This window comes from Nitrococcus mobilis Nb-231, from assembly GCF_000153205.1.
GTDB lineage: Bacteria > Pseudomonadota > Gammaproteobacteria > Nitrococcales > Nitrococcaceae > Nitrococcus > Nitrococcus mobilis.
The window spans coordinates 825,573-838,518 of the sequence record NZ_CH672427.1; the positions used below are offsets into that span (position 1 = coordinate 825,573).

Below are 12,946 nucleotides of genomic sequence, written 5' to 3' on the forward strand. Positions count from 1 at the left end.
GGTATCCCTCTCAGCGGGCGATCGTATTGGTACGGCGGATCTTTTTCTGCAATTGAATGATGCCGAACAGGAGCGCCTCGGCCGTCGGCGGGCAGCCGGGTACGTACACATCCACTGGCACGATTCGATCACACCCGCGCACCACCGCATAAGAGTAGTGATAGTAGCCACCACCATTGGCACAAGAACCCATGGAGATTACCCATTTCGGATCGGCCATCTGGTCGTAGACCCGACGCAAAGCCGGCGCCATTTTATTCACTAGCGTGCCGGCCACGATCATCACGTCCGACTGCCGCGGCGACGGTCGGAACACGATACCGAACCGATCCAAGTCGTAGCGCGAGGCGCCGGCATGCATCATCTCCACGGCACAGCAGGCCAGGCCAAAAGTCATCGGCCACAACGACCCCGTCCGCGCCCAATTGATCAGCTTGTCCGCCGAGGTTGTGACAACGCCTCGCTCGAGAACGCCTTCTATTCCCATTCCAGCGCCCCTTTTTTCCACTCGTAGAGAAACCCGATTAAAAGGATGCCCACGAAAATCGCCATGGCCACGAAACCGAACAGACCCACCTGGTCCAGTACGACAGCCCACGGGAAAAGAAAAGCGATTTCCAGGTCAAAAATGATGAACAGGATAGCGACGAGGTAATAGCGCACATCAAATTTCATTCGAGAGTCTTCAAACGCCTCGAATCCGCATTCGTAAGGCGAGAGCTTGTTCTCGTCCGGACGCCGTGGTGCAAGGACTAGCCCGGCCACAAGCGGTGCCAAGCCGGCAAAGCCGGCAATCACGAGAAAGACGAGAATTGGCAAATAACTCTCAAGCATGAAGAACTATTCCTCGTAACCGAGCGCAACAGGCCCAGTGATTCGGGTTACATGCCGGTAAAACGGATTGATGTATGGTGCGGATGGCCGGACTCGAACCGGCACGGCTTGCGCCACTGCCCCCTCAAGACAGCGTGTCTACCAGTTCCACCACATCCGCGTGATCGTCAACAAGCTATTTTGCCAGACCTTTTCAATCAAAATATGCCACCGGAACAAGGCCTTGCTCACCAAATATCGACGGCCAAAGTCTAGGCGCAAACTGTAGCCAAAGCGCATCATTTTATCAGCCGAGTCCGCACTCGGCAATTGTCGAGACCACTACGGGCTGTTCGGGGGAGGCGGCGGCGCGGGCGTCGTATCAGGCGCAGGCCCGGGCAACGCTTCAGATGTGGTCTGAGCTGGAGATGGCCGCTCTTGCTGCGGCGCTGGCGGCTCGCTTTGCTCCGCACCGCGATCGACAACACTGTGCGGCTGGCGATAGCTACCCGCGAGCATGGCTAGCACTAGGCTGGTGCAAAAAAAACCAGCCGCAAAGAGCGCCGTTATTTTACTTAGGAAAGAAGTAGAACCGCGGGCTCCGAACACGGTAGCCGATGCGCCGCTACCGAAAGCGGCACCAGCATCTGCTCCTTTCCCGTGCTGAAGCAGCACGAGGCCGATAAGCGTAACGGCAATGACAAGATGGGCGATTAAAATAGCGGTGTACATAAATCCCGCGTTCCTAACATTGGATGAGGCGTGCCCTCGTTAACAATTGCCGGCTTGGCAGATAGCCAGAAAATCTTCCGCCTGGAGCGAGGCCCCGCCAATAAGCCCACCGTCGACATCCGGCTGTTCAAATAGAGTCTGGGCATTCTCCGGCTTTACACTGCCACCGTAGAGAATTCGCAGCTCGGCCGCTGTGCCGGCATCATGCTCCGCTACTCGACTACGAATATAGGCGTGGACTCCTTGCGCCTGTTCCGGGGTGGCGGTACGCCCCGTTCCAATAGCCCAAACCGGTTCGTAGGCAATAATTGCGGAGCGAAACGCCTGGGCGCCCTGATGGTCGAACACGGCACGCAGCTGCTCGTCGAGGACCGCCTCCGTTGCCCCCGCTTCGCGCTCCTCAAGCGTTTCGCCGACACAGAAAATCGGCGTCAAACGGTGGCGCTGCGCGGCAGCAAAGCGGCTGGCCACCAACGCATTAGTCTCGCCATAGAGTTGCCGTCGCTCGGAGTGCCCCACGATGGCCCAACGACAGCCGAGCTCAGCCAGCATATCTCCAGCCACCTCTCCAGTGTAGGCCCCCTGGTCCTGGTCACAGACGTTTTGAGCGCCCAAGCCGACACAGCTGGCCGCCAGCGTTTCTGCTGCATCAGGGAGAAAAACGAAGCTTGGACAGATGACGATCTCGTAATTCGGATTTGGCTGGAGCCCCGCAACGATGGCTCGTATCAACTCTCGGGTACGCTCGCGCGACCCGTTCATCTTCCAATTCCCGGCAATTAACGTTGTACGCATCAGACTCGGCGGACCCCGTTCCTGTGAAAGTGGCGGCAAGGTTACCCTTCGCTTAGCTCGAAATCAATCGGCGGTGGCCGGTAGGCAGGCAAGGCTTCGGCTACCCGGGCCGCCAACTGCTCCGTCAGTCGCTGCACGCGCTGGCGATCCTGGCCTTCGATCATTACCCGAACAACCGGCTCAGTGCCCGAAGAGCGCAACAATACTCGGCCATGCTTGCCGAGCTCGGTCTCGATCTCCCGCACCGCAGTAACAATAGCGGGCACTTCGAACGGATCCAAGCGCCGCGCCACAGGAACACTCACCATGTGCTGCGGTAGTTTGGTCATTCCTTCACGCAATCGACTGAGCGGCTGTCTCGATGCACTCATGCAGTGAAGCACCTGCAGGGCGGAAACGATGCCATCGCCAGTGCTCGTGCGATCCAGACAGATAATATGGCCGGATGACTCACCCCCCACAGCGCCGTGGTGCTCAAGCAACATTTCCAATACATAACGATCACCGACCTTGGCGCGGAGCAACGCTACGCCTAACGCGCCGAGCGCCTGCTCCAGACCCAGATTGGTCATGACAGTGCCAACCACCGGTCCACGCAGCGTTCCCTGTCGCTGTCGATCGCGCGCGATAACCCAAAGCAATTCGTCACCGTCGAGCACGGCTCCGGACTCGTCCACCATAATGACCCGATCGCCGTCACCGTCCAAGGCGATTCCCGCATCCGCACCGCTGTTCACAACCGCCTGCTGCAAGCGGCCGAGGTGCAACGAGCCACAATCAACATTGATATTGAGCCCATCCGGCGCCACTCCGAGGCAATCCACTTTCGCTCCGAGTTCGCGAAACACGGCCGGGGCCACTTGATAACCGGCACCGTTTGCACAATCGACGACCAGCTTAAAGTCATCCAGGCGGGTGCCGAAAGGCACGGAATGCTTGCAAAACTCAATATAGCGGCCCGGAGCGTCCACCATCCGATAGGCCTTTCCGAGTCGCCTCGAGGCGACGGTAGTAAGCGGCTCCTCGATAGCCGCCTCGATGGCCAACTCTGTCTCATCGTCGAGCTTGCGTCCCGCGGTGGAGAAGAATTTGATACCGTTGTCGTAGTGGGGATTATGAGAAGCGCTGATTACAATGCCTGCATTGGCCTGCAACGCCCGAGTAAGGTAAGCGATGGCTGGGGTCGGCATGGGACCCAGCAGTTGTATGTTTATTCCCGCCGCAGATAAACCGGCCTGAAGTGCCGACTCGAACATATAGTTCGAGATCCGCGTATCTTTGCCGATGAGCACTTGCTTACTGGCGCTACAATCGGAGAGAACGCGGCCGGCGGACCACCCCAGCCTGAGCATGAAATCCGGCGTTATCGGGAATTCACCGACTCGCCCCCTGATACCGTCCGTTCCAAAATAGCGCTTGTCCATGGAAGAATCCCTAATTTCCGCGCGATTGTTTAAAAGGTTGGTGCTTTCAACTCATCATGGCTCGTAACTCATCCGCAGATCGCGAACCGAACCCTCAATAGCACCTACCCGTTCTCAGCTTTGGTAGTATACCTGCTCGACGATTTGCAACGCCTCGACCGTCGCTGCAACGTCGTGGGTACGGATAATCCGCGCGCCTTTGAGCACGGCGAGCACACCCGCTACCAAACCGCTTGCCAACCGCTCGGAAACCGGTCGCTTGGTAAGATCGCCCAGAAAAGATTTACGGGAAAATCCCACCAGCACTGGCAATCCCAGATCACAAAAACGATTGAGCGCTCTCAGCAAGTGCAGGTTATCCAGCATCCTTTTGCCAAAACCAAAGCCCGGATCAATGAGCAGCCGTCCAGCGGGTATCCCAGCCACTTCACAGGCCAGGATTCGCGTCACGAAAAAACGGTGAATGTCCTCTACTGCGTCATCGTAATGCGGATTCACCTGCATGGTTCGGGGAGTGCCTTGCATGTGAACCAGGCAAATCGGCAAACCCGTTTCCACAGCGGCAGCCAGCGCCCCCGGACGCTGCAGCGCCATGATATCGTTAATTAGCCCGGCACCGGCACAGGCAGCCGCACGCATCACTTCCGGCTTGGTGGAATCCAACGAAACAGGCACCGGCAGTTCTCGTGCCAATGCCTCGATCACCGGTAGTACGCGTCGCAGTTCCTCGGCGACCGTTATCTCTGCGGCACCTGGACGGCTGGATTCGCCACCCACATCGATAATTGCCGCGCCTTCCTCCACCATGCTCCACGCCCGAGCGATAGCGGTTTTCTGGGAAAAAAAATCACCCCCGTCCGAGAAGGAATCGGGGGTGACATTCAATACACCCATCACGCGAGGCGATGATAGATCAAGCAGTTTGCCGGCACAATCGAGCACCATCGTTGTGGCCGCCCGCATGAGCTCCTCGGTCAATGCTCACTGGCTGGCCTGCCGCCGATCTTGCCTCCGGGCTTGTCATCCGGTGCCTTCTCGCCAGGCCGCTTATCGATGTCAACACCACCGGCGCCCGATGGTGAGGTCGGACCACCTTCCCAGTCCTTAGGCGGCCGCGGCGGACGCCCATTCATGATGTCATCGATCTGCTCACGATCCAGCGTTTCGTATTTAATTAGTCCGTCCGCCATGTTCGTCAGCTTGTCGATATTCTCCTCGAGAATCTGCTTGGCTCGACGGTAGTTCTCGTCAATGATGCGCCTGACCTCCTCATCGATAGCATGGGCAGTCTCATCGGAGATCTGCTTGTGCTGGGTCACGGTGTGGCCCAAGAACACCTCGCCTTCATCCTCGCCATAGGCAAGCGGACCCATACGATCGGACAGCCCCCATTTCGTAACCATGTTGCGGGCTATCTCGGTGGCATTCTGAATATCGTTCTGAGCTCCCGTAGTGACGCGATCCCGGCCAAAGATCATCTCCTCGGCGAGGCGTCCGCCAAAAAGACTGGCCAATCGGCTGTTGAGCCGCTGCTTAGTGTAGCTATACCGGTCCTCTTCGGGCAGGAACATGGTCACGCCCAGTGCTCGGCCGCGCGGTATGATGGTCACCTTATGGACCGGGTCATGCTCGGGCGATAGCAACCCGACCACGGTATGGCCCGCCTCATGATAAGCCGTCAAGCGTTTCTCGTCTTCGCTCATGACCATGGACTTGCGCTCGGCGCCCATCATGATCTTGTCCTTGGCATCCTCGAAATCATGCTGGTCGACCAGACGCTTATTCCGGCGGGCAGCAAACAAAGCAGCCTCGTTCACGAGATTCGCTAGATCCGCGCCCGAGAACCCCGGTGTGCCGCGGGCAATGGTCCGGATATCAACATCCTCCAAGAAGGGCACCTTGGCCATATGCACTTTGAGGATCTGTTCACGGCCCCGAACGTCGGGCAACGGCACCACTACCTGTCGGTCTAAACGGCCCGGGCGAAGCAACGCCGGGTCCAGCACATCCGGGCGGTTGGTCGCCGCGATGACGATGATTCCCTCGCTGCCCTCGAAGCCGTCCATCTCCACCAGCATCTGGTTCAGCGTCTGCTCGCGCTCATCATGACCACCGCCCAGCCCGGCACCGCGCTGGCGGCCTACCGCATCGAGCTCATCGATAAAGATGATGCACGGCGCATGCTTTTTGGCTTGCGCGAACATGTCACGCACACGGGCGGCACCAACGCCGACGAACATCTCTACGAAATCCGATCCGGAAATCGTGAAAAAGGGCACCCTTGCCTCGCCTGCAATCGCCTTGGCGAGCAGCGTCTTACCGGTCCCTGGGGGACCCACCAGCAATACACCCTTGGGAATGCGCCCGCCCAAACGCTGGAACTTGGCTGGGTCGCGGAGGAATTCAACCAGCTCGACAACATCCTGCTTTGCTTCCTCGACCCCAGCCACATCGGCGAATGTGACCTTGATCTGCTCCTCGGACATCATTCGGGCACGGCTTTTACCGAAGGACATAGCCCCGCGGCCACCACCACCCCCTTGCATTTGCCGCATGAAGTAGATCCAGACGCCGATCAGCAGCAGAAACGGAAACCACGAGATCAGAATCTGCAGGAGCATGCTCCGACCTTCCGGCTGCTCCGCTCGAATCTGCACCCCGTGGTCCAGGAGCGTGCCGATCATCGCCTCGTTGTCCGTCTCCGGACTGTATGTACTAAACGTTTCCCCGGTCGCGGTCCGACCCCGGATGGTTTGCCCCTTGATGGTGACCTGCTCTACTTTGCCCTGCTTCACCTCGTCGAGAAACTGGGAATAGGCGAGCTCGGGGGATGTCATCGTCTGATCCTGAAAGTTACTGAAAACGGACATCAGCACGATGGCGATGACCACCCAGAGGATCAGATTCTTCGCCATATCATTCAAGGCTAAGCACCTCGATCGATTAGTCGCCGGCTGCACCACCGGCCGTGTGGGTGGAACCCTAAATCAGACCTTACTACAGACGGCATGGCGGGCCAACAAATAGACTTCCCGCGAACGCTCGCGCGAAGCCTTGGGCTTACGGATGACAACCTTACGGAAGCACTCGCGCAGCCTTTGTAGATAATCATCGAAGCCCTCACCTTGAAACCCCTTGATCAGGAAGCTGCCATTGCCAACGAGCACTTGGCATGCCAATTCCAACGCCTCCTCGGCGAGCCGCATAGCGCGGGGCTGATCAATAGCCGTCACGCCTGAAATATTGGGCGCCATATCCGACAAAACAAGGTGCACTGGCCGCCCTTCCACGCGATTTATCAGTTCAGTCAACGTCTTGGCGTCGCGAAAATCAGCCTGAAGCACCTCCACACCAGGCAACGGCTGCATGGGCAAGATATCCAGCGCAATCACCCGACCCGTCGCCCCGAGGCGCTCAACGCAGTACTGACTCCAGCTTCCGGGCGCGGCGCCCAGGTCGATCACCGTCATACCCCGGTGCAATAGCCGATCCCGTTGATCGATTTCAAGGAGCTTATACACGGCTCGCGAACGATAGCCCTGCTTATGCGCCGCCCGCACACATGCGTCGTTAAAATGCGCCTTCAACCATCGGCTGCTGGTTCGGCTACGGGTCATCATCCCGCCCCGGTCTCTCATGCATGGGTTCTAGCGCTTGGGCCTCGGCGGCGCGCACGACTCGGCGTGTGTGCAGCGCAAGCCACCCGCCGCTACCCAGCCCAACCGCCGCCACAATCAGGAATTCAAGCCAATGCGGAGCATCGAGCCGAACAATCACGAACGTTGTGCCCAAGGCAACCAAAAGCACTACCGCCAGATCGAGCTTAACCGGATCGAAATGCGCCATCCAACTGTTGTTATCGGCTGCAATGGGCCTCATACGCGACCTCTCCATGCGTTTGTGGCCCCTTCTGTTGCTGTTGCAAAGGCTCGCCAACGCAGCCCTGCGAGATGGTGTTACGAGCCCGCCCGAGCCCTGCATGTGCTGCGCAAGCACGCGCACGGATATTATCTCAATACCTTATATTATCGGCTTGGCTTCTTACTCGTAGCGAACCTCGACGATTTCATAGCTGCGATTCCCTGCCGGTGCTCGCACTTCTACGATCTCGCCTTCCTCCTTGCCGATCAGAGCACGCGCGATGGGCGAGTGGATCGAGACCTTACCGTGCTTGATATCCGCCTCGTCCTCGCCGACGATCTGGTAAGTCATTTCATCACCGCTGCTCTCCTCAGCCAACACGACCGTCACACCGAAGACCACCTTACCATCGGCCGAAAGGCTGCGCACATCGATAATCTGAGCATTAGCGAGTTTCTCTTCAAGCTCGGCAATACGTCCCTCGAGCAAACTCTGCTGTTCGCGGGCCGCATGGTATTCCGCGTTCTCTTTGAGGTCACCGTGGGCCCGCGCCTCGGCAATCGCCCGGACAATTTTAGGTCTCTCCCGGGTTTTGAGCCGCGCCAACTCCTCTTTGAGCATCTGCGCACCCCGCACGGTCAGTGGCCTCCTGCTCATGCCGTCGCCTCCCGATAAAGCTCCTGGAGCGAGATCACGGCACCCGAATCCAAGTAATCCAACGCTAGTACGGTTGCCCGTGCGCCGGCGATGGTCGTCGTGTAACACACCTTGCCTTGCAGCGCCTCGCGCCGGATAGAGAAGGAATCGGCAATAGCCTGCCTGCCCTCGGTTGTATTGATTATCAAATCGACGCTATCGTTCTTTATAGCATCCACTATATGCGGACGCCCTTCGGCAACCTTATTGATCAGCTCGCAGTCAATCCCTGCCGCATGCAGTGCCCGTCCCGTCCCACCGGTGGCAAGCAAGCTAAATCCGCGCTGAACGAGCTCGCGTGCCACCGCAATGATGGACGGTTTGTCGGTATCGCGCACGCTCACAAAGGCGCGGCCTCGGCGCGGCAATTCCACGCCGGCGGCGGACTGCGATTTGGCGTACGCTTCACCGAACGAACGGCCGATACCCATCACTTCGCCGGTGGACTTCATCTCCGGGCCCAAAATCGGATCCACCCCCGGAAACTTGACAAACGGGAATACAGCTTCTTTGACCGAATAGTAGGCCGGGATCACTTCTTGGGTACAGCCCTGCTCTGCAAGGCTGCGGCCTGCCATACAGCGGGCGGCGATCTTCGCCAAGGCGAGCCCGGTGGCCTTGGCAACGAAGGGCACGGTACGGGATGCCCTAGGGTTGACTTCGAGAAGGTAGATTTCATCGTCCTTGATGGCAAACTGAGTGTTCATCAGGCCGATTACGCCCAACTTGATCGCAAGCAGCCGCACCTGCTCGCGCAGCCGTTCACCGATTGTCGCTGAGAGCGTGTAAGCCGGTAGGGAGCAGGCTGAATCGCCCGAGTGCACGCCCGCCTGCTCGATGTGTTCCATTATGCCGCCAATGAGGACATCGTGCCCGTCGCAGACGGCATCCACGTCCACTTCGACGGCATCGTCGAGAAATCGATCCAGCAGCACAGGCGCCTCCGGAGAGACCTTCACCGCTTCCCGCATGTATTGCAGCAAGTCCGCATCCTCGTAGACGATCTCCATGGCCCGACCACCGAGCACATAGGACGGACGCACCACCAGTGGATAACCGATCTGGCGCGCCAGATCCAGCGCTTGCTCGACCGCAACAGCCGAGCGATTCGGCGGCTGTTGCAAGCCAAGTTGGCTGATCAAATGCTGGAAACGCTCCCGATCCTCCGCCAGATCGATGGATTCGGGCGATGTACCGATGATGGGTGCGCCGTAGGCTTCCAGAGCGCGGGCCAGTTTCAACGGGGTCTGACCACCGTATTGGACGATCACTCCGCTGGGTTGCTCTTTCTCCACGATCTCGAGCACATCTTCCAAGGTCAACGGCTCGAAGTAGAGCCGGTCCGATGTGTCATAGTCGGTGGAGACCGTCTCCGGATTGCAGTTGACGATAATACTCTCATAACCATCCTCGCGCATGGCAAGGGCAGCATGCACACAGCAGTAATCGAACTCGATCCCCTGACCGATCCGATTGGGGCCCCCGCCTAACACGATGATCTTCTTGCGTTGGGTGGGCTTGGCCTCGCACTCCTCCTCATAGGTGGAATACAAATAAGCGGTGCTGCTCGCGAACTCCGCGGCGCAGGAATCCACCCGTTTGTAGACCGGGCGAATGGCGAGCGCATGGCGGCGACGACGCACCTCGGCCTCGGTGAGACCAAGCAGCTTTGCGAGCCGACCATCAGAGAAGCCGCGCTGCTTGAGCGCGAACAGACTCGTCCGCTCCAGGGCCTGCTCGCCCAGCTGCCGCACGGTATTCTCCACCTCGATCAGTTCTTGAATCTGCGCCAAAAACCAAGGATCGATGGCGGTGAGCTCATAAACGCGTTCCACCGAATAACCGGCCCGCAGGGCATCACCGATCCAAAGAATGCGCTCCGGCCCGGGAACCCGCAGCTCGTGGATGATTCGAGCATGAGCCTCCTCGGACTCGAAATCCGTCCGCTCATCCAGACCGTCCAGGTCATTCTCCAACCCTCGCAGCGCCTTCTGGAAGGATTCCTGGAAGGTGCGCCCGATGGCCATGATCTCCCCCACCGACTTCATTTGGGTGGTGAGCACGGGTTGCGCATTCTGGAACTTCTCGAAGGTGAAGCGGGGAATCTTGGTCACAACATAGTCGATGGTGGGTTCGAAGGAAGTCGGCGTGGCACCACCGGTGATTTCATTGCGCAATTCATCGAGCGTGTACCCAACCGCGAGCTTGGCCGCCACTCTAGCGATCGGAAAACCGGTCGCTTTGGATGCCAAGGCCGAGGAGCGGGAGACCCGTGGATTCATCTCGATGACGACCATCTGACCGTTAGCCGGGTTGACCGCGAACTGCACGTTGGAGCCCCCGGTTTCGACCCCGATCTCGCGCAACACCGCGATGGCGGCATCGCGCATGAGCTGGTATTCCTTGTCGGTCAAGGTCTGCGCCGGCGCCACGGTAATGGAATCACCCGTGTGGATACCCATCGAATCCACGTTCTCGATCGAACAGATGATGATGCAGTTATCACTATGATCCCGCACCACCTCCAGCTCGTATTCTTTCCAGCCGAGCACCGACTCCTCCAACAGCACCTCGTTGGTGGGCGAGAGGTCCAGGCCACACTCGACGATCTCGACAAATTCCTCGCGATTGTAGGCAATGCCGCCGCCGCTGCCGCCAAGAGTAAACGACGGCCGGATGATGGTCGGGAAGCCGATCTGGGCCTGGACCTGCAGCGCCTCCTCCCGACTATGCGCAATACGGGCCCGCGGGGTGAGCAGCCCGATGTCGGCCATTGCGGTGCGAAACGCTTCACGGTCTTCGGCCTTATCGATAGCCGCTTGCCGCGCGCCGATCATCTCCACGCGGTACTCATCCAGAACACCGTGCTTAGCGAGATCCAAAGCACAGTTCAGAGCCGTCTGTCCGCCCATCGTAGGCAACAAGGCGTCGGGTCGCTCCCGGGCGATCACACTGGCAACGGTCCGCCAGTTAATCGGCTCGATATAGACCCGATCGGCGGTCTGCGGATCGGTCATGATCGTTGCCGGATTCGAATTAACCAGCACGACCCGATAGCCTTCCTCCCGCAAGGCTTTACAAGCTTGGGCACCCGAATAGTCGAACTCGCAGGCCTGACCAATCACGATCGGGCCCGCACCGATGATGAGAATACTGCTTATATCGGTCCGTTTTGGCATCGTCTTGCTCGTGTCGGCGGTTCAGCGGCGTTCGATCCGCCGTGTGGCTAGCCCGTGTGACCCTGACGCCATCAAATCCACGAAGTTCTGGAACAGCGGTACGAGGTCATGCGGCCCTGGGCTGGCCTCGGGGTGCCCCTGAAACCCGAACGCCGGATGATCGCGCAGATGGATGCCCTGCAATGAGCCGTCGAAAAGCGAGCGATAGCTGGCCTGCACGTTTGCCGGCAATGTCTGCTCATCCACGGCAAAGCCATGGTTCTGTGTGGAAATCATGACTCGCCCCGTGGCTACTTCCATAACGGGGTGGTTGGCTCCGTGATGCCCAAATTTCATCTTTACCGTTCGGGCCCCGCATGCGAGCCCGAGCAACTGATGGCCAAGGCATATGCCAAAGAGCGGGAGCCTGGCCGCCAGCAACTCGCGAATGGCCTCAAGAGCGTAACCGCAAGGTTGCGGATCCCCGGGTCCGTTGGAGAGAACGACCCCATGGGGACGTAGCGAGAGCACTTCAGCCACAGGCGTTTGGGCTGGTACCACAGTGACCCGGCAGCCATGATCGACCAGCCTGCGAAGTATATTGCGCTTAATGCCATAATCGTAGGCCACCACGTGCCAGGGCAAATCCTCGTCGGCACACGCCGGAGGCTCGCTGTCGGCGCACGCCAGCGACCAACTGCCAAGGCGCCATTCATAAGGCTTCCGGGTCGTAACCACGGCAGCGAGATCCATACCCTGCAGCCCAGGAAAGGAGCGCGCTGCCTCAACCGCGCTCCGCGCATCACTTGTACCGGTCATGATGCAGCCGTTGCGAGCGCCCTGCTCACGAAGATGGCGTGTGAGCCGCCGTGTATCGATGCCGGCAATAGCTACTACGTTGTTTCGCTCGAGATAAGCCTGCAGAGGTTCTCGAGCGCGCCAATTGCTCATCCGTGGTGGCACGTCCCGAACCACGAGACCGGCGAGTTTTACGCTATCCGACTCATCATCGAGTGGGTTGGCACCGACATTGCCAATGTGCGGGTAGGTAAGCGTCACAAGTTGGCGGGCGTAGGAAGGATCTGTGCAGATTTCCTGGTAACCGCTCATCGCCGTGTTGAAGCAGACCTCTCCGACGACCTGCCCGTCAATGCCGACGGCTCGACCCTGGAACACGGTACCGTCATCGAGCGCGAGAACTGCGGGCCTGTCCAATACTCCTCCGACTGCTCACAAAAACGGGAGGGATCGATTAGATACCCTCCCGTTGCATTTGATTCCAGGAATTCGAACACCCAGTGTTTTTTCGAACACCCAATTTGGAAAACAATTTAGCGATTGTACGTCGGCACTGGTGTGAGTGTCTATCCTCTTCCCAAGTGCCGAACCTCGCAGCACTCCGCAGCTGCGGGGGCGGCAGCTTGTCGCAGGTAAACCCTATCGCTAGTATTAGCGGCTCTTGCAGCA

The 12,946-nt window shown here is 58.8% G+C and carries 12 protein-coding genes and 1 tRNA gene; all 13 read right to left on the bottom strand.

All coding sequences use genetic code 11. The features are described from left to right. Positions 1-10: 10 nt before the first annotated feature. Positions 11-487, bottom strand: a complete 477-nt coding sequence (locus NB231_RS03720) for a NuoB/complex I 20 kDa subunit family protein (protein ID WP_004999852.1) — start codon at positions 485-487, stop codon at positions 11-13. Beyond that, positions 478-834: an NADH-quinone oxidoreductase subunit A gene (locus tag NB231_RS03725; RefSeq protein WP_004999853.1), complete on the bottom strand. Its 357-nt coding sequence runs from the start codon at positions 832-834 to the stop codon at positions 478-480. Before NB231_RS03725 ends, NB231_RS03720 begins: the two co-directional genes overlap by 10 nt. A 75-nt stretch (positions 835-909) precedes the next feature. Further along, positions 910-994 (bottom strand) — tRNA-Leu (locus NB231_RS03730). 161 nt (positions 995-1,155) lie between these two features. Continuing rightward, on the bottom strand, positions 1,156-1,545 hold the full coding sequence (gene secG, locus NB231_RS03735; RefSeq protein WP_040661733.1) for a preprotein translocase subunit SecG: 390 nt from the start codon (positions 1,543-1,545) through the stop codon (positions 1,156-1,158). Positions 1,546-1,584: 39 nt separating this feature from the next. Continuing rightward, positions 1,585-2,340 (bottom strand): triose-phosphate isomerase, encoded by a 756-nt coding sequence (tpiA, locus tag NB231_RS03740; protein WP_040661736.1) that lies wholly within the window; start codon positions 2,338-2,340, stop codon positions 1,585-1,587. Positions 2,341-2,381: 41 nt separating this feature from the next. Next, positions 2,382-3,764, bottom strand: coding sequence for a phosphoglucosamine mutase (gene glmM / locus NB231_RS03745; protein WP_004999856.1), 1,383 nt, complete (start codon positions 3,762-3,764; stop codon positions 2,382-2,384). Positions 3,765-3,878: 114 nt separating this feature from the next. Beyond that, entirely contained in the window at positions 3,879-4,727 is an 849-nt protein-coding gene (gene folP, locus NB231_RS03750; protein WP_040663075.1) for a dihydropteroate synthase, read from the bottom strand. Between the two features lie 11 nt (positions 4,728-4,738). After that, on the bottom strand, positions 4,739-6,679 hold the full coding sequence (gene ftsH / locus NB231_RS03755; protein ID WP_004999858.1) for an ATP-dependent zinc metalloprotease FtsH: 1,941 nt from the start codon (positions 6,677-6,679) through the stop codon (positions 4,739-4,741). A 72-nt stretch (positions 6,680-6,751) separates the two neighbouring features. Beyond that, positions 6,752-7,381 (bottom strand): 23S rRNA (uridine(2552)-2'-O)-methyltransferase RlmE, encoded by a 630-nt coding sequence (gene rlmE / locus NB231_RS03760; protein WP_198007332.1) that lies wholly within the window; start codon positions 7,379-7,381, stop codon positions 6,752-6,754. Next, entirely contained in the window at positions 7,371-7,643 is a 273-nt protein-coding gene (locus NB231_RS03765; RefSeq protein WP_004999861.1) for a hypothetical protein, read from the bottom strand. The genes rlmE and NB231_RS03765 overlap by 11 nt, the downstream gene beginning before the upstream one ends. Positions 7,644-7,805: 162 nt before the next feature. After that, on the bottom strand, positions 7,806-8,282 hold the full coding sequence (gene greA, locus NB231_RS03770; RefSeq protein WP_004999862.1) for a transcription elongation factor GreA: 477 nt from the start codon (positions 8,280-8,282) through the stop codon (positions 7,806-7,808). Continuing rightward, positions 8,279-11,500: a carbamoyl-phosphate synthase large subunit gene (gene carB / locus NB231_RS03775; protein WP_004999863.1), complete on the bottom strand. Its 3,222-nt coding sequence runs from the start codon at positions 11,498-11,500 to the stop codon at positions 8,279-8,281. The genes greA and carB overlap by 4 nt, the downstream gene beginning before the upstream one ends. Before the next feature lie 21 nt (positions 11,501-11,521). Then, entirely contained in the window at positions 11,522-12,694 is a 1,173-nt protein-coding gene (gene carA / locus NB231_RS03780) for a glutamine-hydrolyzing carbamoyl-phosphate synthase small subunit (protein ID WP_004999864.1), read from the bottom strand. Between the last annotated feature and the right edge of the window lie 252 nt (positions 12,695-12,946).

Coding starts and splice junctions, on each gene's coding strand:
- NB231_RS03720 (WP_004999852.1), bottom strand. CDS start 487: ATGGGAATAGAAGGCGTTCTCGAGCGAGGCGTTGTCACAACCTCGGCG.
- NB231_RS03765 (WP_004999861.1), bottom strand. CDS start 7,643: ATGAGGCCCATTGCAGCCGATAACAACAGTTGGATGGCGCATTTCGAT.
- carB (WP_004999863.1), bottom strand. CDS start 11,500: ATGCCAAAACGGACCGATATAAGCAGTATTCTCATCATCGGTGCGGGC.
- rlmE (WP_198007332.1), bottom strand. CDS start 7,381: ATGACCCGTAGCCGAACCAGCAGCCGATGGTTGAAGGCGCATTTTAAC.
- greA (WP_004999862.1), bottom strand. CDS start 8,282: ATGAGCAGGAGGCCACTGACCGTGCGGGGTGCGCAGATGCTCAAAGAG.
- NB231_RS03725 (WP_004999853.1), bottom strand. CDS start 834: ATGCTTGAGAGTTATTTGCCAATTCTCGTCTTTCTCGTGATTGCCGGC.
- glmM (WP_004999856.1), bottom strand. CDS start 3,764: ATGGACAAGCGCTATTTTGGAACGGACGGTATCAGGGGGCGAGTCGGT.
- folP (WP_040663075.1), bottom strand. CDS start 4,727: ATGCGGGCGGCCACAACGATGGTGCTCGATTGTGCCGGCAAACTGCTT.
- tpiA (WP_040661736.1), bottom strand. CDS start 2,340: ATGCGTACAACGTTAATTGCCGGGAATTGGAAGATGAACGGGTCGCGC.
- ftsH (WP_004999858.1), bottom strand. CDS start 6,679: ATGGCGAAGAATCTGATCCTCTGGGTGGTCATCGCCATCGTGCTGATG.
- secG (WP_040661733.1), bottom strand. CDS start 1,545: ATGTACACCGCTATTTTAATCGCCCATCTTGTCATTGCCGTTACGCTT.